The following is a 21,287-nucleotide window of genomic DNA, read 5'->3' as shown; positions in this document are numbered from 1 at the left end:
ACTCTTAGGCGTTACCCGCCGAAACACCACGCAAGAATGGCCTTCTGCGCGTGCAGGCGGTTTTCGGCTTCATCGAAAATAACCGATTGCGGGCCTTCCAGAACCTCTTCGCTGACTTCGTGTCCGCGATAAGCAGGCAGGCAATGCATGAAGATGGCGGTTTTGCTGGCCTTGCTCATCAGCTTGGCATCGACGGCATAGGGAGCCAAAATCTTCTTGCGCTTGGCGGCGCCCGACTGCCCCATCGACACCCACGTATCGGTGACGACGCAATCGGCGCCCTTCACGGCCTCATTGGGATCGGTGCCGATTTCGACATTACCCTTCTCGCGCCGGACCCAATCGATGAACTCAGCCTCCGGATAAAGCGACTTCGGGCACGCGAGCCTGAGCTTGAATCCGAAACGCACCGCCGCATGCATCCACGATACCGCGACGTTGTTGCCGTCTCCGACCCACGCGATGGTACGGCCTTTGATCGGGCCGAGATGCTCCTCGAACGTCTGGATATCGGCCATGATCTGGCACGGATGGCTCTTTTCCGTCAGTCCATTGATAATCGGGATCGTCGCGTGGCGCGCAAGCTCGACGAGCGTCGCGTGCGCGTTGGCGCGGATCATGATGCCGTCGGCATAACGCGACAGAACCCGCGCCGTGTCGGCCACGGACTCGCCGCGCCCAAGCTGCAGATCGTCATGATTGAGCGTCAAGGCTCCGCCGCCGAGCTGGCGCATCGCGACATCGAACGACACACGCGTCCGCGTCGACGGTTTCTCGAAAATCAGCACGAGAACGGCGTCTTCGATCCCCTTCGGGCGAAGCTCGGCCGGAACACGTTTCCCGGCGCGCTTCATCGCGTGCGCATTGTCGATGATCTTGCGCAGCGTCTTGGAATCGAGATCGGCAATATCGAGAAAATGCCTCGGGCCCTGTTTGGCGGTCATTAAAGTCGGAGCCTTCTCCAGCATCAGGCAACCTCACGAGCGACGCGCGAAAGCGCGCGCGATAGAATTTGCATGGCTTCGGCAATGTCTTTGTCCGAAGCGATCAGGGGTGGAAGCACGCGCACGCAGTTGTCACCAGCGCCGACCAGCAGCAGCTTTTCATCCGCCGCCACCTTGACGACCGCTTGCGGCGAGACATGCGCCTTGAGCTTGAGGCCGGTAAGAAGGCCTGCGCCGCGAACCTCTTCGACGACGTCGGCGTGCTGGTCCTTAAGACCCTCAAGTCCTTGCTTCAGATGCAGCGCTTTGGCGCGAACCGCTTCAAGAAACTCTGGCTCCGCAACGATATCGAGCACCGTCGAGGCCACCGCCATCGCCAGCGGATTGCCGCCGAACGTCGAGCCGTGCGTGCCGGGCGTCATGCCTTTCGCGGCTTCCGCCGTCGCCAGGATCGCACCGACTGGAAATCCACCGCCTAGCCCCTTCGCGACCGCCATGACGTCCGGCGTGATACCCGCCCACTCGTGCGCGAACAGCTTGCCGGTACGCCCGATGCCGGTCTGCACTTCGTCGAGCACCAGCAGCAGCCCGTGCCGGTCGCAAAGATCACGAATGGCCCGCAAGTCCTCCGGCGAGAAAGCGCGAACGCCGCCCTCGCCCTGGATCGGCTCCAGCATGATCGCCGCCGTCTCCGGCGAGATCGCAGCTTCAAGAGCCGCAAGATCTCCGGCATCGACGTGATCGAAGCCGCCCGCTTCCGGCGCGAAGCCTTCGAGATATTTTTCGTTCCCGGCTGCGGCAAGCGTCGCCAGCGTCCGGCCATGAAACGCGCCGCGGAACGTGATGATCCGCTGCCGCTCAGGATGACCGGAGACATAATGATAGCGCCGCGCAACCTTGATCGCGCCTTCGCACGCCTCCGCGCCCGAATTGCAGAAGAAGACGCGCTCGGCAAACGTCAGCCGCGTCAGCTTTTCCGCAACGGTTTCCTGGCCTTCGACGCGATAAAGGTTCGACGTGTGCCAGAGCTTGTCCGCTTGCGCCTTGAGCGCCGCGACGAGAGCCGGATGCGCGTGACCGAGCGCGTTGACCGCGACGCCTGATCCGAAATCAAGATACCGGTCGCCGTTTTCTGCAAAAAGCCATGACCCTTCGCCGCGCGCGAACACGATGTTCTGGCGGCCGTAAGTGCCCATGACGGCCGTCGACGGCTCGGTCAATGATGAGAAGCTGCCGGGTGTTTTCCCCAGCGCGGCGGGGGAAGATGCCATGTGCGTGGATAACCCCAGGCGGAAAATCAAAAAGCCGCCCACGTCCGGCGGCTCGAATGCAACCACTGATACGCGTTGACCGAATTCCTGTCAACGAATGTCCCCTATTCCCGGGGTGCCGCGAGTAGAACGGCGAGCGCTACAATCCAGCGGTTGAAAGCCTATACTCCCAAACAGGCAATTCGGACATATCCCCGGCCACGAATCGATCTGTTGCCGCCTCGCAACGTATTCCTGTCAATACCCTTATGATTAAACCTCTGGCTTGTAGGCGGGATTCAGCATGTTGTAACTTACCCTTGTTGGGCCACGAGATCTGGCGGCGCCTGTAGCGCCTCTTGTTCCGGCTGTGTATCGGCTCCAACCGCGCTCTGGGCAGCCTTGTATGAGCCGCCCGCGTCTCTTGCGCGTATGTTCCGCGTTTTCCTGAAGTTTCTGCGTTTGTAACCGGTCAGGGCCGTCGTTGTCCTGCATCCGCGTGCTGTCGTTTCGACTGCGCGCGCGCAGACATCGCGTCTCGACCGTCGTTCCGCGGGCATCCGGGGGGTGCACGCCGCTATTGCGGCTCGAGAGGGAGCATACGACGCATGTCTTGGACTGATGAGCGCGTGGATCTGTTGAAGAAGCTCTGGTCGGAAGGACTAAGCGCTAGCCAGATCGCCGGCCGTCTTGGAAGTGTGACCCGCAATGCGGTCATAGGAAAAGTTCACCGCCTCGGCCTTTCCGGCCGGGCGACCACGTCACGCATGAAAACGCACCGGCCGCGCAGTCGCATGGTCAATGCCAAGAGGCCGGTGAAACCGCGCTTCGCCCAGTCCGGCAATCCGGCCGTCCGCGCGCTCTATATGGACACCGAGGCTTACGTGCCGCCGGCGGAGGAAATCGAGATCCCGCTTGCCGAGCGCAAGACGATCCAAACGCTGACCGAATGCAGCTGCCGCTGGCCGATCGGCGATCCGCAGACCGCGGAATTTCATTTCTGCGGGCGCACGAAGGTGCCGCTTCTTCCCTATTGCGAGGTCCACGCTCGACGCGCCTTCCAGCCGGTCGCGCCACGTCGCCGCGAGCGCATCGAAATCGAGAGCCCGGTCGCCACTGCCAACGTACTTCTCGCAGTAGCCGATCCGAAGCAGCGAGCCTGAGATATTCCGCGAGGCTAGCCGGGGGGCAAAGCCAGCGGAGCACGGAAAGCCAGCAGCGCGCGGGGGCCGCTGCTGGCTTTTCTATGTCCATTTCGCTAACCGTCTTGGCGCCGTCGCAGAACGGGCTTTTTGCCGTGTGCTAACGTCTCAGGCCCGCACCGTCATCGAACAGCCCCGAGGAGACGTCCCGTGTCGAAAAACAAAGGCAAGGGAAAGTCGAATAAAGACCAGACCGTCACCTCGTCATCAAAAGCGAGCGACGCCGAACCGACGGCCGCCGACCGCAAAGCCACGAAGAAACTCGCGTCCAGCGGAACCGGCGCGGACCTTCTTAAAAGTTTTTCGATCGACGCCCCAAAGCTGCCGAAGGCGATAGAAGACGCCGCGATGCGCTCCGGCGGATACCCTTACGACGAGCGCATGAAGCGCGCGGATTTCGAGGAGCGTCTGCAGGCGCTGCAGATCGAGCTCGCGAAACTGCAGAAGCACAATCTCAAAACCGGCGGCCGCATCCTCTGTCTCTACGAGGGGCGCGACGGCTCCGGCAAAGGCTCATGCATCAAAGCCTTCAATCAGCACATGAATCCGCGCAATACGCGCACCGTCGCTCTGACCAAGCCGACCGAAACCGAACGCGGACAGCTCTACTTCCAGCGCTACGCCGTGCACCTGCCAACGGCGGGCGAAATCGTCCTCTTCGACCGCTCCTGGTACAATCGCGCCGGGGTCGAGCGTGTCATGGGCTTCTGCACCGAGCATCAGCTGGCAATCTTCCTGCGCGAGGCACCGGAGTTCGAGGGCCTGCTCGTTCGCGACGGCATCAAGCTTTTCAAATTCTACCTGACGATCGGCCGCGAAATGCAATTGAAGCGCTTCTACGAGCGCCGCCAGGATCCGTTGAAACAATGGAAGCTGTCCGACATCGACGTCGCGGCGCTCCCGAAATACGACGACTACACCAACGCCGAGGTCGAGATGTTCCGCTTCACCAACACGGTCATCGCGCCGTGGATGGTCATTCGCGCCAACGATCAGCGTCGCGCCCGCCTCGAAACCATACGCCACGTGCTGTTGGCGATCGACTATGAAGGCCGCGATCTCGCGGCCATCGGCGCGGCCGATCCGCAGATTATTTATTCGCCCGCGTAAACGATCATCGGACCAGCAGGATCGGCGCCTGGATCGCGGCCGACGCGCGCGAAAGCTCCCGGCCGTCGGCGACCGCCGTACCGCCAAAGCGCGCAACGACGAACGACGGCTTCATGCGCGCAACGATCTCGGTCATCGCGCCCGGCACACCGAACGTCGGGCCGATCGGCGCGAACACGACAGGCAATGCGTCGGCCGTCAACAGACGCGCCTGATGCTCAAGATCGGCATGCTCCGCCGCCGTCTCCGCTCCGATGACGAGATGAATAGCGGCCCCGGGCAGCGATAACCGCTCGGCCGCACGCAGCATCGACGGCAAGCGTTCGCCGTCTTCGACAATAACGACGACACCCGTTTTCCGGTTTTTCAGCGCATCGCCGCACAACAGAAAACCCGTCGCGCCGCTGACGTTGGCAAGCAGCGAATTGATGACCGACTGCCCGCCGACCGCCGGTGTGCCGGTCAATGCCACGATATTCCAAGGTCCCCGCATCAGGCACATCTCGGAAATGCGGTCGACGGCATCGCCTTGCGCCAGGGCATGACGAACCTTCACCTTGTGGGTCCGGCCTGCATCCTCGACCGTCCGCCGGCAACGCTGCGCCAGAAGCTGGAAACGGTACGCGACGGGCGGAACATCCGGCAGGCTGACATGACCGATGCGGCGGAATGGAACTTCACCGCTTTCATCCGCACGCTGATCGACGACGATCGTCTCGATTTCCGCGTCATAGGCTCGAGCCAGACGGAGCGGCGCCTCGAGAACCGTCGGCGTGCAGCGCGACTCGGGATCGAGCCAGAGAACGACGCGGCCACTCAGCTCGGAAGCTTCGGCCACGTGCGTGATCATGGAGTTTCCCCGTCGGCACGATGCGCCAACGCCTCGGTAACGTCGGAAGCCCGGATCTGCGTAGCATCGCGCGCGCCTGCGACGGCATCGGCGTCTTTGAGGAGATGCAGCAGCGTCGTGCAGGAGAGTGAAACGCGACCGCCGCCACGCCGGACCGCATCCTTGTAGATGATCGGCGCGACGCTCGGCGCCAGCGGGCGAAGCGCGTGATCGGACGCGAGCCGGGCCGCACCCATCGAATATTCGACCTCGGGCATATCCGCGAGCGCCACTGCCGAGCTAAGCTTGGCGACGTGCGGAAAATGCCGGCCGACCCCGGGCTCGATCGCTTCGAGCTTTGACCACGACGGTTCGTCGGCGATCAGGATGACGGTTGCGGCGAGCGGCACCGGATCAGCCTTGATCGACAGGCCCGGCCCGCTCAGCGGCGTGATCTCGCGCGACGCGAGCACGGCGCTCAAGGCCGACCACGCCATTGGATCGGCGGCAAGCCGCCAAGCCTCGATGATGACGAATCCCGAACCGGCGCGGGCCAGTTGACCCGGAACATGCGCCGGACGTCCCAGCGCATCGCGGCCGATTTCACCCAGGAGTTCGACGGGCGACACATGCCGCACGGTCACGACCTTGCGCGCCTCGTCGCCGTCATCGGCCGCCAGATTGAGCGGCATGGCCGCCTGCGCTCCAGCTGCGCCGCCCGATGTCGACGACGCCACGAATGCGTCTTCGACGGCGTCGATCGCCGCGACGATCGACTGGTCGTCCTCATGCGCGCCCTTGAGGGCGACAAGGCTCGGCCGGATCGCGCGCAAAGCCGTCTGCCTGACGAGCGCCTCATATTTCTCGCTCGCCTCGAACTCGACATTTGGAAGCGTCGCCACGATCGACTGCAGCTCGCCCTCGAGCGTCGTGATCTTGGCTTCGACGTTCCGCTTCAGAGCCTCCGGCAGCGCCCGGAAAACGTCCGAGCGGACGACACGCCCCTCATGCATGGGCGCCAGCACATAACCATCGAGCGATTTGACCACCGCGATGTTCTGCGATTCCGCGCGCCGTCGCACTTCATCGACGGCCTTGTCGCCGAGATAGCGAATTTCCTCTTCCAGCAGATCGAGGCTGATCCGGTGCTCGTCGCTTTTGGTGTGCCGTTCGAACGCGACCGTCGCCTTGTCGATGGCGGCGCGAAGATCGCGCACCAAGTCCCCAGCCTTCCCATGCGGAATGGCGAAGGCTTTCGCGCGCGTCGGCGTGTGCCGTTCGATGACGTAAATCCAATCGTCGGCAGCGTTGCGCGCCGTTTCCGCCGCAAGCTCTTCCGCGAGCGCCAGCCGTCCGGTGCCTGGCTCACCAAGAATGAGAACATGCTCGCCCGGCTTTGCATTGAGCGCGACACGAATTTTTTCCACGGCGCGCTTCTGCCCGAAGACATGCGGCTGCGCTGAAGGCGCAATCGGCGAAGGTTCGGTCGGAACCTGCGGCGGCTTGATCGTCTTCGTGTCCTGAACTTCGATCTGTCCGGCCGTAGTCGCGACACCGGCCAGCCTGTCGGCCAACCGATCGGCAAGCCGCGACGTCACCAGCGTGACGACATTGGTTTGCGGTATTGGCTGCGGCGGCGTTTTGGAAGATTGCGCGCTTGCGGCTTCCGTTTGCGCGGCAGGCTCGACGGCACGTTCTTCAGCGACGACCGGCGTATCGGCTTTCTTTGCCGATCTATTGCGCCAGAAAACCATGCCACAATCCCCCAGGAAGGCAACGCCTCTACACCTGCGGACGTTGTGACGTGTCCGCGATCGCTTGCCACTGACTGTCGCACCGCCATAATGGCGGCACCATGACGGACGCGCCTTCCTCCGCAACGAATAATTCAATGGCTAACGTGACGACGCCCGTCGTCGTTTCAATTCGAGACGATGCGCGCGCCCGCGCCATCCTGCGCGGTACGCAACGCCTTTTAAAATCGCTGAACTTCGAAAGCTTGAGCGAAGTCTCGCTCGGAAACGGTCGTCGCGCCGATGTTCTGGCATTGGCGCGCGACGGACGAGTCTGGATCGTTGAAATCAAGTCGAGCATTGCCGACTTTCGCACCGATCAGAAATGGCACGAGTATCGCGACTATTGCGACGGCCTGCTGTTCGCGGTCGCGCCGGATTTTCCAGTCGAGATTTTACCCGCCGATACCGGACTGATCCTCGCCGACGCTTATGGCGGAGAACTCGTGCGCGACGCGCCGAGCCACCCCATAAGCCCCGCACGTCGCAAAGTCTTGACGCTGTCGTTCGCGCGCACAGCCGCGATGCGCCTGCTCTCGCAGCTCGATCCTGGCGCCAAAATCGAATAGCGCAAAACCGGTCCGAGCTGCCTCGGCCTGTCGATTTATTTCGGCGCGCGCTTCGCGAGGATACGCTGTAGAGTCCGGCGATGCATGTTCAGTCGCCGCGCGGTCTCCGAGACATTGCGATTGCACAGCTCGTAGACGCGCTGAATATGTTCCCAGCGCACGCGATCGGCCGACATCGGATTTTCCGGCGGTGGCGCCTTCGAGTCGCTCGGCGCAAGCAGCGCGTCCGTCACATCGTCGGCATCGGCGGGCTTCGCGAGATAATCGACCGCGCCGAGCTTCACGGCCGTCACCGCCGTCGCGATGTTGCCGTAACCCGTCAGCACGATGGCGCGAGAGTCGGGCTTCAGCCGCGCGAGTTCCGCGATGACGTCGAGACCCGAGCCGTCCTCGAGGCGCATGTCGACGACAGCGAACGCCGGTGGCTTTTCGCGAATGAGGTCGACACCTTCGGCAACCGAATGCCCGAAGCGGACTTCGAATCCACGCAACTCCATCGCCCGCGCGAGGCGCTGCAGGAAGGCGCGATCGTCGTCCACGATGACCAGCGACCGATCGGCCGGCAACTCATCCTGTTTGAATGACAGATCCTCGGTAACCACGTTATCCTCCCGCATCAGGGCTCACCTGCATGTTTGTTCACTTTTTGCATAATCCAACGCTGATACTCCAGCCGCAACCCCTTAGGCACGGAAAATCGAGCCCGAAAGGTTACCAGCGGGCTATTCCGACCGATTCCTTTCGTCACAACGGCCGCATTAAACCGTATTGGCCCTCCGCGCGCGCGCTCCAGGCCAGTCAAACGTGCCCTGGGGCAACTCGAAGGCGCTGCGCGGCCAGGCGATCTGGATGACCGCACCGCTGCGTGGTGACGGCTGGTTGGAAAAGGTTACGGTCGCGCCCGAGCGCTCGAGCAGCGTCTTGGCGATGAAAAGCCCGAGGCCCAGGCCCGAATGGCCTCTGTCGCCCTTTTCCTCGTAGCGGCGCGACGTAACATATGGCTCCCCGATCGTATCCATCATTTCCGGCTTGAAGCCTTGCCCATCGTCGATGATCGTCACCATCACTTGCGCAACGTTCCAGCGCGCCGACAGATGCACTTCTGAAGCCGCGAAGCTCACGGCATTTTCGATCAGGTTGCCGAGCCCATAGATGACGCCCGGCCGCCGGTAACCGATGGGTTCTTCGCGCGCGGTATCGTCGAGTCCCGGAAGCGGATGCGCCGAAATGATGATGCGTTTACCTGAGTTCCGGTGCGCCGCCGACGCCTCTTCCAGAAGTTCGACCGTCGTGATGCTGGCGTGCATCGGGTCCTGCTCGCCGGGCTTGCGGGTCAATTTCTGCAAAATCTCGCGGCAGCGCTTCGCCTGGCTGTGAAGCAACTGCAGATCCTCGCGAAACCGGCTCTCCGGGCCGAGTTCGTGCTCGAGTTCCTTTGCAACCAGCGTGATCGTCGACAACGGCGTTCCAAGCTCATGCGCCGCCGCCGCCGCAAGACCATCGAGCGCATGCAGACGTTGCTCGCTCGCCAGCACCAGATCGGTCGCCGCCAGCGCCGCCGACATCTGGCGCGCTTCCTTGTTCAACCGCCACGTATAAAACGCCATGAAAATCATAGACGCGACCAGCGCCGTCAGCGAGCCGATTTTGTAATCGCGCGGCAACTCAAATCGCAAACCCTCATACCAGGGAAGCGGATCGTGGAATGAAATGAGCAGTCCGCCGGCCGCGATCACGATGGCGCCGAGAATAAATGTGTAGCGCATCGGTTGCGTTGCGGCGGCGACCGTGACCGGAGCAACGAGCAGCACCGAGAATGGATTTTGAATGCCGCCGGTAAAATAGAGGAGCCCCGCAAGCTGCAAGACGTCGTAGACAAGTAATCCGAACGCCAAGCTCGTGCTGAGGCGATAGCGGGCCGGATAGCGGATCGACAGAAAGACATTAAGCCACGCCGACATAGCGATCAGGATGAGGCAGTTTCCGATGTTGAACGGAAACCCATAGTAAAGTCTGATCAACGCCACGGCAGCGAGCTGCCCCAGCACGGCCATCCAGCGCAACCGCACACTGGTAACGAGCCGAAGTTGACTTTCGCGCTCGTTCACGATGCCCTTCAAGACCGGCGCGACTGCCGTTTTGCTTTCTGCCGGCGTGCTCATAGCGCTGAAATCCAACGTTGATTGTGGTAACTGCGAACCACGCGTGATGGGCTTGCACGGCAGTCCAGAAAGACCGACATGAGAGATCGTGCTGCCGCTGTATCTACCCAAAGCATAACGGAGACTTCAAGAAGATGAACCGTGGTATGATTGGATTGGCCCTGGGCGGACTATTGTTGGGCGCTGTATTCGGCGCATTGGCCCTGCGACCGACCGATAACCCGGACAATGGCCGCGCGGCCTCCGTTTCTGGAAAACCTCTGGTCGGCGGTCCTTTCAGCCTCATAGACCAGACCGGCAAACGCGTGACCGATCAGGATTTCCGCGGCAAGGAAATGCTTGTCTTCTTCGGCTTCACCAATTGCCCGGACATTTGTCCGGCTGGCTTGCAGGTGATGTCGGCCGCGCTGCAACAACTCGGCAAAAAGGCCGACGACGTCGTACCTCTTTTCATTACTCTCGATCCGGAACGCGATACGCCGGAAAAGATGTCTGAGTATGTGAAGAACTTCAGTCCGCGATTGGTCGGATTGACGGGAAGCGCAAGCGAGATCGCCGCGACTGCGAAAGCTTATCGGGTTTTCTACCAGAAGGTCCCTGACGAAAAGAATCCGAACAACTACAGCGTCGACCATTCCGCGTTCTTCTATTTGATGGGCAAGGATGGTTCATTTCTCGCACCTATTCCGATCACGAATGATCCGGCGCAACTCGCGTCCTCGATTGATAAGGCATTGGGATAGTTGACGCGGCGAATCGATGCTGAGACCTCAACGCCACACATCCACCAGCGCCAGCCCGTCTATGACGTTGCCACTGGAGCAACGACGCGAACCTTGTTAGGTCATCTTCGTGCTGCATTGGTCCGGCACACGCGTGCCGAACTTCGCTGCATCGACACGATGCGCGTCAGCTTGGGGGGCAGGACGCTTGGGGATCAAGAATAAACCGCACATTGCCGAGTTGTCTTCTCAAGCACGCGCCGTACGTCTTGAAGACATCGGCGCGCAACTCGAAGTGCGTCGTCATCCCAGCGCGCGACGCCTGACGCTGCGGGTCAGCCGCACGCGCCGCGCGGTGATCGTCACACTGCCGCTGCAGTGCAACCTCGACGAAGCAGGCACATTCCTCAATCGTCACATCGACTGGGTTCGTGCACGCCTCGATAGCCTGCCGAACCACATTCCGTTCGAGAATGAAGCGGCGATGCCGTTGCGCGGCGAGCTTCACAAGATCGCATTCACCGGCGCCCCACGCACACGGATCGTCTCCCTCGATCGCGACGCGCGCAATCATCCGGCGATCCTCGTTCCGGGTCCAAAGGATCTCGCCGCGAACCGCTTAACGCGCTGGCTGTTTGATCAGGCCAAAAGCGACCTCGAAAAGAGTGTCGCCACGCACGCCGCTGTATTGTCGTTGAAAGCCAAGCGCATCGCGATCCGCGATCAGACGAGCCGCTGGGGCTCATGCTCGACGACCGGCGCGTTGTCGTTTTCCTGGCGCCTTGTTCTAGCTCCGTCCTTCGTCCTCGATTACGTCGCCGCGCACGAAGTCGCGCACCTCGCGGAAATGAACCACGGTCCGAGATTCTGGGCGCTCGTCAAAAAGATCCGCCCCGAATTCGAAGCCGCCAAGCAATGGCTGCAGGTGCGCGGACCGGATTTGCACCGTTACGGCCCGGATCACGGCCACAACCCCTAGAGTGCTTCCGGAAAAGTGGACGCCGGTTTTCCGATAAGAAGCACGACAAAACAAAGAGTGCTTCCGGAAAAGTGGGAACCGGTTGTCCGCTAAGAAGCACCAAACAAAAAACCAGCGGCTTTCCGTGGTTACACCCAAATCGGGAAGGCTCTAGTGATCGCCGATCACGAATGCCGCGACGCCCCGGCGCGCTTCGACAGGCTCGCCATCCGGCATCGCATCCCGCTGTTGATCGAGTTCATCGGCAAGCGCGCGGGCGATGAAATCGTCGCCGATGTTGCTCGTCGGATGCGACGGCGGCGGAGGTGATAACGGCGGCGACGACAAATGCGCGGCAGCAGCGTCCGCCGTCATATCCACCGTCCTCGGCCGCGCTGAATTTTGAACGCTGCCACGACCGGCTCCCGGCAAAGCTTCGTGATACTGAACGACACGCGGCGCGCCCGCCGCTTTCACCCCATGCGATGCATCATCCGCTGCGAAATCCGCGTCTTCCGGCTCAGGCCTACTGACGACTGTGCCGGGCAACGGCTCCGGCGGCAGACCTTGGTGCGCAACCCGCATGATCTGATTCCAGATTTCCGCCGGCAAGCTGCCGCCCGTCGTGCGGATCATCGGCTTGCCATTGTCGTTGCCGACCCACACGCCCGCCGTCAGCTGGCTGGTGTAGCCGATGAACCAGGCATCGCGAAAATCCTGCGTCGTCCCGGTCTTGCCCGCGGCAGGGCGATCCGGCAACGCCGCCCGTCGCCCAGTTCCATAGACGACGACAGCATTCAACATATCGTTCAGCGCGCCGATCTGATCGAGGCTCGCGACGCGGTCGGTGCGCGGCGGCGGACTGACATAGACAGGCGATCCGCTTCCGACACGAACCTGCGAAATGATATGCGGCTCGACCGCCTCGCCGCCGTTCGAGAACACGGCATAGGCGCCCGACATCTCGAGCAGCGAGACTTCCGACGTGCCGAGCGCCAGCGACGGACCTTCGTGCAGATCGGACCTGATGCCAAGGCGTCGCGCAACCGCAATGGTGCGCCCTTGCCCGACATCCTGATTGAGACGCACGGCGACGGTGTTGACCGACTGCGCCAAGGCCTGCCGAAGCGTGATCTCTCCGGCGAATTTGTTGTTGTCGTTCTTCGGTGACCAGCCGCCGATCGTAACCGGCGCGTCAAACATCATGGTGTCCGGCGTCATGCCATGATCGAGTGCCGCGAGATAGACGAACGGCTTGAACGCCGAACCCGGCTGCCGCTTCGCCTTCACCGCGCGATCGAACTGGCTTTCGGCGTAGTCGCGCCCGCCGACGAGCGCGCGAATGCCGCCGTCCTTGTCGAGCACGACGAGCGCAGCCTGGCTCGCGCCGAACGCCGTACCCTTTCGCGCTAGCGTATACTTGACGATCTTTTGCGCACTGCGCTGCAAATCCCGGTCAAGCGTCGTTTGCACGATAACTTCGCCGCTCGCGGTTTGCGAAATCGGCGGCATCTGATCGAGAATATAATCGACGACGTATCCGGTGTCGGGCGCGATGGCGGTTGTCTTCGGATCGGCGAAGATCACCGGCTGCGCGAGCACGGCCTTTTCCTGTTCCGGCGAAATGAACCCCGCGTCGCGCATCAGCGAAACGACCACCCGCCCGCGTTCGCGCGCCGCCTCGGGGTTTGTCGCCGGAGAATATTTCGATGGCGCTTTGAGAAGCCCGGCGATGACCGCCGCTTCCGCCAGATTGAGACTTCGCGCAGGCTTGCCGAAATAGCGCTCGCTCGCCGAGCCGACACCGTAGGCGCCAGCGCCGAAATAACACTGGTTGAGATAGAGCTCGAGAATTTCGTCCTTCGTCAGTCGGACTTCGAGCCACAGCGCCAACCCAAGCTCGGCGATTTTACGCGTGAGCGTTCGTTCTTGCGTCAGGAACAGGTTTTTCGCGAGCTGCTGCGTCAGCGTCGAACCGCCTTGTGCGAAACGTCCAGCCCTGAGATTGGCGAACATCGCCCGGAACATGCCGAACGGATCGACGCCGTAATGATCGAAAAAGCGCCGGTCCTCTGTCGCGACAACCGCCGCCGGAATGAGTTTCGGTAGATCCGCGAGCCGCACATATTCGTGCGCCGCGCCACGCTCCGCGATGGTGGTTCCGTCGCGCGCCAAAATCCGGATGAGCGGCGCGCGATCGTTATTACGCAGTGCGAGAGGATCGGGAAAGACGACGGTGTAATAGACCATCATCGCCGCGAACGTCAGAATGATGCCGCCAGTTGCCGCGACGCCGAAGCTGAGGGCCAGGCGATACTTGAGTTTGAGGCGCCCCGCCAGCGAGCTTGCGACAGTCCGCTGCGTCAGAGGCGAAGGCGACACCGGATCGGGTTCGTTCCCGAAATCAAAAGCCTGTTGCGCAACGGACTGAAAAGGCGCCGGCAGCGTCGGCGGCGCATGGGTCTTACCGAGGCCGAGCGCTTTGCCCACGACCCACGCGCAAAACCGGATCGTCGCTCTCAGAAGACGAAACACCGCCGCACCTAACAATCGATAACGTTCAACGCGCCGCACGTTGCCATGGCGCAGCCGGCGCGGAACGATTTGTACTGAGCAATATCAGACCTTGGCTAAGGGCCGGTTAAGTTCGCCGCAATGCTGCCTTCGAATGCGCGACTCGAAGCTGTTGTTGTAGGTGCTCGAGCACCACCGAACGGGAAAAGTGCAACGCGAGCAAAATGCGCGATGGCATCGGGCGGCGCTGGCGTTCATAATTGCGTAAGAATGCGGGGAGGCTGATGTCAGCAACGAATGAACTTGTAGCTTACAAGGATGCACTGCTTGTCCTCGGCACGGCCGGGGTCGTTGTTCCATTGCTGCATAGAGCCGGCGTCAGTACCGTTCTCGCATTTCTGCTTGCGGGCGCCGCGCTGAGCCCCGGCAGCCTCGGCGCGCTGACGCCCTACTTTCCCTCGCTATCCTGGCTGACCATCACTGACCCGGAACGACTGTCGAAGTTCGCCGAATGGGGCGTGGTTCTGCTGCTCTTCCTGATCGGCCTGGAGCTTTCGTTTGAACGTCTGTCGACGATGCGCCGCCTGGTCTTCGGATTGGGCGGCCTCCAAGTACTCGTCTCTACGGCCGCAATCGCCATTTTCGCCATCGAAATCGGCCAGACCCCGACGACCGCCATCGTCATCGGCTCGGCGCTCTCCCTGTCGTCGACCGCTATCGTGATCGAAATTCTGGCGCGCCAGAAACGACTGTCGACCACCGTCGGACGAACGAGTTTTTCGATCCTGCTTTTCCAGGATCTGGCCGTCGTGCCGATCCTCCTGCTCGTCGGCATCCTTGAACCAGGAAGCAAGCAGTCGCTCATGGTCGGAATTCTGACCGCCCTGCTGCAGGCCGCGGCGGCGCTGCTGATCATCATCGGCGTCGGTCGGTTCCTGCTGCAGCCTTTCTTTCGCCTTGTCGCCCAGACGCACAACCACGACCTCTTCATCGCCGCGACGCTTTTCGTGGCGGTCGGCACGAGCTTCATTTCCGCGGCCGCCGGCCTTTCACTGGCGCTCGGCGCCTTCGTCGCAGGTCTGCTCCTGGCCGAAACCGAGTACCGGCGCGCCGTGCAGACGACGATTGAGCCGATCAAATCACTGCTCCTCGGCGTCTTTTTCTTTTCCGTCGGATCGAGCCTCGAGCTTAAATCTCTCATCTCCAACCCGGTGGCCATCCTGTTGACGGCCGGCGGCACGATCGCGCTGCAAACGGCCATCATCTACGGACTTTCCCGCCTGTTTGGCATCAGCCGCGGACCAGCGATCGAGACAGCAACGCTGCTTGCGCCGTGCGGAGAATTCGCATTCGTCATTCTGACGGTGGCCATCAGCTACGGACTGCTCGAGCAGGAATTGGCGAGCATTTTGCTGACGTCCGTGTCGCTGTCGATGGCCCTGATCCCAGCAACCGCAAAGATCGGCCGCTGGCTGTCGAAGCGGAATGCGCCGCCAGCCTCTGTCGACCCGGCCCTCTCCGTCGCGCCGACGGGAAGCGAGAACGCAACGGCTCTGGTCGTCGGCTACGGTCGCGTCGGCCAGCTCATCGGCGACATGCTCGCCGAGCATCAGATGCGCTACATCGCGATCGATCGCGACCCGCGCCTCGTTGCAAACGCACGCCGCGACGGAAAGCCGGTCTATTTTGGCGACGTCAGTCGGCTCGAATTCTTGAAGCACTGCGGCCTCGACACCGCGAAGGCAGCGATCATCACGATCCACACGCAGGCGGAAATCGATGCAATCGTGCAGGCGCTGCGCACGAATTACCCCAAGCTGGTCATCGTCTCGCGCGCCAAGGACGCGAACCACGCGCGCCATCTCTACGAAATCGGAGTCAGCGACGCCGTGCCGGAAACGATCGAAGCGAGCCTTCAGCTTTCCGAGGCCGCGCTCGTCGGACTCGGCATCCCGACCGGCCTCGTCATCGCATCGATCCATGAAAAGCGCGATAAGTTCCGCACCGAGCTTCAAGGCGCCGCGAAAAAAGCCGGCACCGAAACTCGCGCACTGCGAAGCCGCAAGGTGCTTTAGAGTGCTTCCGGAAAAGTGGGAACCGGTTTTCCGGTAAGAAGCACGATCAACAAAAGGGTCTAGGCGCTTTCAATCGACGATTCAAACGGCGTCGCACCGAGCAAGCGCCGCGTCACGGCCACTGCCTGGCCCAATCCGGCGCGGCGACATTCTGAAACCGCAACGGAGCGAGATCGGCAACGAGCGTCGCATTCTCAACCGGGTCCAGAACCGGCTCCTGAGCCGATACCGCCGCGAGCCGATAGAGCTTGCCGTCGAGTGCGAACAGCAGATCGCCGTTCGACTGCCAGTCCGCCCACGAACATTTTTCGATAAGGCGAATGCCCACGCCCTCGCGAAGCACCTCGAAGTCCTCGACATACCACGGCCCGTTCTTCTGATAGATCGCACGCAGAAATCGCCTTAAGACAAGCCCGCTCTTCGGCGACGGCCGATCATAGATCTCAGGCGCATTGAACAGCCACGCATAGCCCGATTGCCGATATGGGCCCGCGTCGCCCTCGCTGACGAAAACCCATCCGTCACGTGTGATCCGCTCATGATGCACGGGATTGTCCTCGCCGCGTCCCGCGTGCTCGCTCCATCGGCGCACTTCGAAATTTCCCGGCCGCCTCAAAGGCTCGTCCCCGAGCGGATGCCAACGCGCCTTGGGGACGCCTGGAATGACGGGCGCTTTGATGTCCAGATGATTGAGCCCAATGACGCGCGGCGTTTCGAAAAGACCGCCCCCGCCCCACGCGTCGCCTTTCGGCCAGAGCGCCAGCGCAGTCAGATACGGCGTGCGGCTGACGGCCGTCCAAGTCTCGAAAGGCGCCTGCCACTTGGCCGCAAAATAGATCAGCAGATCGCCATCGGGCGAGAGATCGCAGCGCCGCTCATAAATGCGCCCATTGAACCATTGCCCCGGCTCTAGCCGGTCGTGATCGAGCCACCAGCGGAGCGCCAGCACCTGCTTTGACGGACCGCGCCGAAAGACAACGGCCGATCGCCCGTCCCGCGCAAGGATCGCATAAATCCGGCACGACGGTTCGGTTGCAAACGGGGTTGCTCCATCCGTCGCGACACGACCTCACACGTCCAAGTTCGACACGTTGAGCGCGTTTTCCTGGATGAATTCACGGCGCGGCTCGACGACATCGCCCATCAGCTTGGCGAAAATTTCATCCGCCTCCGCGAGATCGCCGACCTTCACCTGCAAGAGCGTGCGAACATCCGGATCGAGGGTCGTTTCCCAAAGTTGCTCGGGATTCATCTCGCCCAGACCTTTGTAGCGCTGCAGCTCGATGCCCTTGCGGCCCGTTGCATAAACGGCATCGAGCAGCGACCGCGGCCCGAACACGGCTTCGACCTTGTCCTTGCGCTTCAGCTTCGCGGGCTTGTCGTACACTTCGACGAGATGCGCGTGACGCTCATTCAAGCGTCGCGCGTCGAGCGAACCCAACAGCGCGCGATCGAGAAAATGCACCTCCGTCACGCCGCGAACTTCGCGTTTGAACACGAAGCCGTCGTTGCCGAAGCGGCCTTCCCACCCGGTCTCCATTTCTTCCGAGATATCGTCGAGACGCTTTGCAACGCGCGCCGCCGCCGCAGTCGCCTCCGTCGCCGACTGCAGGTACGCGGGATTAAAAATACCGCCGATGGCGCCCTGCTCCACGACATTGCGATTGTAACGCGAATGCAGGCCGTTGATGCCGCCCGAAATCTGCCGCGCTTGCTCGACGATATCGCGAAGATCACGCCCCGCACGCTCGGTGCCGTCGCCGGTCACCAGAACCGCGTCGACGAGACCTTGATCGATAAGATAATTTTCGAGCGCGCGTTCATCCTTGAGATACGACTGCGCCTTGCCCCGCGCGACTTTGTAAAGCGGCGGCTGCGCGATGTAGACGTGCCCCTTGTCCACCAGCTCCGGCATTTGCCGATAGAAAAACGTCAGCAGCAGCGTACGGATGTGTGCGCCATCGACGTCGGCGTCGGTCATGATGATGACCTTGTGATAGCGCAGCTTGTCGAGCTTGAACTCATCGCGGCCGATGCCCGTGCCCAGCGCTGCGATAATATTCGTCACCTGCTCCGACGACAGCATCTTGTCGGTGCGCGCCCGCTCGACATTCAGGATCTTACCTCGGATCGGCAGCACCGCCTGGAACTCGCGCTTGCGGCCTTGCTTCGCCGAGCCGCCTGCGGAGTCACCTTCGACGATAAAAACTTCAGTCTTCGACGCATCGCGATCCTGGCATTCGGCAAGCCCGCCCGGCAGCCGCAGCCCGTCGAGCGCACCCTTGCGCCGCGTCAGATCGCGCGCCTTGCGTGCCGCTTCACGCGCCAGCGCCGCCTCGACGATCTTGCCGACGATGACTTTCGCTTCTTTCGGATGCTCTTCGAACCACGCGCCGAGTTGATCACCGACCGCTGACTCGACCACCGGCTTCACTTCCGACGAAACGAGCTTGTCCTTCGTCTGAGACGAAAACTTGGGGTCCGGAACTTTGACCGAGAGCACGCACGTCAAACCTTCACGCGCATCATCGCCGGAAAGCGAAACCTTCTCCTTTTTTGCGAGCCCGGTTTCTTCGGCATACTTGTTGACGATACGCGTCAGCGCGCTCCGGAACCCGGCGAGATGCGTGCCGCCATCCCGCTGTGGAATGTTGTTCGTGAAGCACAGCACCGTCTCATGGTAGCTGTCGTTCCACCACAGCGCCGCCTCGACGGTGATGCCGTCCTTTTCGCCCAAAACCATGATTGGATCGGGGAGCGCCGAAGACTTCGAGCGATCGAGATAGCGCACGAAAGCTGCGGTACCGCCATCGTATACGAATTCCTGCCGCTTGACATCGGCGTGGCGCGCGTCGGTCAAAACGATCTTGGCCCCGGAATTCAGAAACGCCAATTCGCGCAAACGATGTTCGAGCGTTGCGAAATCGAATTCCATGACATTGTGAAACGTTTCGGTGCTTGGCAGAAACGAGACTTCCGTTCCGCGCTCACCATTGGCGTCACCGACGACCGAGAGCGGCGCAACCGTGTTGCCGTTGTGAAATTCGACAAAGTGTTCTTTTCCGTCGCGCCAGATCCGGCATCTGAGCCATGACGACAATGCGTTGACGACCGATACGCCGACGCCGTGCAGACCGCCCGAAACCTTGTAGGAATTCTGGTCGAATTTGCCGCCCGCATGCAGCTCGGTGAAGACGATTTCGGCGGCCGAGCGCTTCGGAACCTGATCGTCGTCGTTCTTGATGCCGGTCGGAATGCCCCGCCCGTCATCGCGCACGGTGCACGAGCCGTCGGGATTAAGCGTGACCTCGCAACTCTTCGCGTGACCGGCGAGAACCTCGTCGATGCCGTTATCGACGACCTCGTAAATCATGTGGTGCAGACCCGACCCGTCGTCGGTGTCGCCGATGTACATGCCCGGGCGTTTACGGACCGCATCGAGCCCCTTCAGCATCTTGATGCTGTCCGCGCCGTAGTCGTCAGGCGCGGGCATTTTCTTCAGCGGTTGAGCGGTCATTTTTTGCTTTTCTCAAGGGACAGAAACCAGACCGCTTTAATACCACAAAAAGCCTTCAACCGCCGCATGAAATCGATTCAATCAGCCGTAAAAAAATCTATTCTTTTCATTGCCTTGTGTGTGACCGTTTGTCCCTTGGGAGCGCCTTATTCCGAAACCGTGATTTTGCCCTCCTGAACGGCCCAGAAACGCGCCCGATCCGCAAGCGCATCGAAGGCGTTCTTATCCGTGCCGGTCATCCACGCCTGCGCGCCGAGATGCAGGATTTCGTCGAACAGCGCGGCGCGCCGGTCGGCGTCGAGATGCGCCGTAATTTCATCCAGCAGCAGGATCGGTGCCGCGCCTTCCTGGCGCTCGGTCAGAAGTTCCGCGTGCGCCAGGACGAGGCCGAGCAGCAAAGCTTTTTGCTCTCCTGTCGAACAGTGCCGCGCGGCAAGTTCCTTGGGACCGTGCTCGACGATCAGATCGGAACGATGCGGCCCGTCGAGAGTCCGCGACGCCGCCCGGTCGCGTTCGCGCGTTTGCCGGAGCGTTTGCGCATAAAGATCTTCCGCCTCGACGGCCGAGAGGCGTTGCAAGCTGTCCTCGATGCTGCCTTCGAGCCGGAATGACGACCACGGAAACGCGGAGTCTGGATCGCGCTCGCGCCGTTTATCGACGATTTGCACCATCGCCGCGACCGCTTCGAGACGCGCCGCCGCGACGGCAACACCCGTCTCCGCCATCACGCGTTCGAAGCCCGCAAGCTGCGAGTCATCGCGCACGCCATCTGCGAGCAATCGGTTGCGGCTCGTCATCGCCCGTTCGAAACGTCCGGCAATCGTGCGATAACCATGATCGAAACAGAGGATCAGGCGATCGAGAAACCGCCGCCGCTCGGACCCTGGCCCGGTAAAGAGCCCGTCCATCGCTGGCGTCACCCAGACGATTTCGAGATAATCGGCGAGCACGCCGGAACTCGTCTGCGCCGTTCCATCAATGCGCACGATCCGCCCGCGCTCCGATGAACCCCGCCCACTCGCGCCAGCATGGCTCAGCGCCTCGCGGCCCGGTGGTGCAAGTTCCATCGTTCGTCGCGGCTCGCCCCGGTCAAATTCCCCTCCCCCTTGCGGGGAGGGGTTAGGGGTGGGGGTATCGTTCTCGACACCACCATTGGGAGCCGCTCGACCCTGTAAGCCCGTGCCGATATCCGCCGCCCCGGCAAGCGTATGCGCGCGCGCCGCGACCGCGAAACCGCCGTCGCCTCGAGCCCGCGCCAGATCGCTGAACGGCACGCGCCTGAGCCCTTGCCCCGGCGCCAACAGCGACAGCGCTTCGAGAAGATTGGTCTTGCCCGACCCGTTGGCCCCGACGATCACCTGCGGCCCGGCGTCTGTCGTGACGTTCGCCGCCACATAGCTGCGAAAATTCGTCAGCGCCAGCCGCTCGATCCAGAGTGCGTTTGTGCGGGCAGTCTCTGTGATCACTTCAAGAGAACCGGCGGTAATCCCCCTCCCCCTTGCGGGGAGGGGTTAGGGGTGGGGGTAGCTTCCCTCGCCAACGCATTGAGTGCGCCGGGCACACTTTCCATCACGCCATCAACATTTATAGCAACATCCATATTGCTGAACCGAAGCGCCACGAATCCTTGCGCAGAGATAAC

The 21,287-nt window shown here is 61.8% G+C and carries 16 protein-coding genes; 6 read left to right on the top strand and 10 right to left on the bottom strand.

The features are described 5' to 3' along the window. Positions 1-11: 11 nt before the first annotated feature. On the bottom strand, positions 12-968 hold the full coding sequence (argF, locus tag WC026_RS12125) for an ornithine carbamoyltransferase (RefSeq protein ID WP_372711237.1): 957 nt from the start codon (positions 966-968) through the stop codon (positions 12-14). Further along, entirely contained in the window at positions 968-2,164 is a 1,197-nt protein-coding gene (locus tag WC026_RS12120) for an aspartate aminotransferase family protein (protein ID WP_372711254.1), read from the bottom strand. The genes argF and WC026_RS12120 overlap by 1 nt, the downstream gene beginning before the upstream one ends. Before the next feature lie 638 nt (positions 2,165-2,802). On the opposite strand from WC026_RS12120, the gene WC026_RS12115 reads away from it, so the two are divergent. Then, positions 2,803-3,357: a GcrA family cell cycle regulator gene (locus WC026_RS12115; RefSeq protein ID WP_372711236.1), complete on the top strand. Its 555-nt coding sequence runs from the start codon at positions 2,803-2,805 to the stop codon at positions 3,355-3,357. Positions 3,358-3,546: 189 nt separating this feature from the next. Beyond that, entirely contained in the window at positions 3,547-4,506 is a 960-nt protein-coding gene (gene ppk2, locus WC026_RS12110; RefSeq protein WP_372711234.1) for a polyphosphate kinase 2, read from the top strand. A gap of 4 nt (positions 4,507-4,510) precedes the next feature. On the opposite strand, the gene WC026_RS12105 is transcribed toward ppk2, so the two are convergent. Together WC026_RS12105 and WC026_RS12100 are read right to left on the bottom strand one after the other, a co-directional pair. Continuing rightward, entirely contained in the window at positions 4,511-5,356 is an 846-nt protein-coding gene (locus WC026_RS12105) for a hypothetical protein (protein WP_372711233.1), read from the bottom strand. Further along, a complete protein-coding gene (locus WC026_RS12100) occupies positions 5,353-7,089 on the bottom strand; it encodes an AAA family ATPase (RefSeq protein ID WP_372711232.1) in 1,737 nt (578 codons plus the stop codon). Before WC026_RS12100 ends, WC026_RS12105 begins: the two co-directional genes overlap by 4 nt. A gap of 137 nt (positions 7,090-7,226) precedes the next feature. Between WC026_RS12100 and WC026_RS12095 the strand changes: the two genes are divergently transcribed. Next, entirely contained in the window at positions 7,227-7,697 is a 471-nt protein-coding gene (locus WC026_RS12095) for an MmcB family DNA repair protein (RefSeq protein WP_372711230.1), read from the top strand. Positions 7,698-7,732: 35 nt separating this feature from the next. Here WC026_RS12095 and WC026_RS12090 read toward each other — a convergent pair whose 3' ends face one another. Both WC026_RS12090 and WC026_RS12085 read right to left on the bottom strand, forming a co-directional pair. Beyond that, positions 7,733-8,314 carry an ActR/PrrA/RegA family redox response regulator transcription factor gene (locus WC026_RS12090; RefSeq protein WP_041921461.1) on the bottom strand — a complete coding sequence of 194 codons (582 nt, stop codon included), beginning with the start codon at positions 8,312-8,314 and terminating at the stop codon, positions 7,733-7,735. Positions 8,315-8,455: 141 nt separating this feature from the next. After that, complete coding sequence (locus WC026_RS12085) at positions 8,456-9,859, bottom strand: ActS/PrrB/RegB family redox-sensitive histidine kinase (protein WP_372711229.1); 1,404 nt, start codon at positions 9,857-9,859, stop codon at positions 8,456-8,458. A 146-nt stretch (positions 9,860-10,005) separates the two neighbouring features. Between WC026_RS12085 and WC026_RS12080 the strand changes: the two genes are divergently transcribed. Together WC026_RS12080 and WC026_RS12075 are read left to right on the top strand one after the other, a co-directional pair. Further along, complete coding sequence (locus tag WC026_RS12080) at positions 10,006-10,602, top strand: SCO family protein (protein WP_372711228.1); 597 nt, start codon at positions 10,006-10,008, stop codon at positions 10,600-10,602. A gap of 187 nt (positions 10,603-10,789) precedes the next feature. After that, entirely contained in the window at positions 10,790-11,560 is a 771-nt protein-coding gene (locus tag WC026_RS12075; protein WP_372711227.1) for a M48 family metallopeptidase, read from the top strand. Positions 11,561-11,710: 150 nt separating this feature from the next. Here WC026_RS12075 and WC026_RS12070 read toward each other — a convergent pair whose 3' ends face one another. Continuing rightward, positions 11,711-14,029: a transglycosylase domain-containing protein gene (locus WC026_RS12070; protein WP_372711226.1), complete on the bottom strand. Its 2,319-nt coding sequence runs from the start codon at positions 14,027-14,029 to the stop codon at positions 11,711-11,713. A 308-nt stretch (positions 14,030-14,337) separates the two neighbouring features. Between WC026_RS12070 and WC026_RS12065 the strand changes: the two genes are divergently transcribed. Then, complete coding sequence (locus WC026_RS12065; protein WP_372711225.1) at positions 14,338-16,128, top strand: cation:proton antiporter; 1,791 nt, start codon at positions 14,338-14,340, stop codon at positions 16,126-16,128. Between the two features lie 112 nt (positions 16,129-16,240). Here WC026_RS12065 and WC026_RS12060 read toward each other — a convergent pair whose 3' ends face one another. From WC026_RS12060 to WC026_RS12050, 3 genes are all read right to left on the bottom strand, one after another. After that, positions 16,241-17,077 carry a hypothetical protein gene (locus WC026_RS12060; RefSeq protein WP_372711224.1) on the bottom strand — a complete coding sequence of 279 codons (837 nt, stop codon included), beginning with the start codon at positions 17,075-17,077 and terminating at the stop codon, positions 16,241-16,243. Positions 17,078-17,197: 120 nt separating this feature from the next. Continuing rightward, on the bottom strand, positions 17,198-19,645 hold the full coding sequence (gene gyrB, locus WC026_RS12055) for a DNA topoisomerase (ATP-hydrolyzing) subunit B (protein ID WP_372711223.1): 2,448 nt from the start codon (positions 19,643-19,645) through the stop codon (positions 17,198-17,200). Between the two features lie 146 nt (positions 19,646-19,791). Beyond that, complete coding sequence (locus tag WC026_RS12050) at positions 19,792-21,111, bottom strand: DNA replication/repair protein RecF (RefSeq protein WP_372711221.1); 1,320 nt, start codon at positions 21,109-21,111, stop codon at positions 19,792-19,794. Positions 21,112-21,287: the final 176 nt, after the last annotated feature.

This window comes from Hyphomicrobium sp., assembly GCF_041674905.1.
Classification (GTDB): Bacteria; Pseudomonadota; Alphaproteobacteria; order Rhizobiales; family Hyphomicrobiaceae; genus Hyphomicrobium_B.
This window is presented reverse-complemented; position numbering and strand designations above follow the sequence as displayed.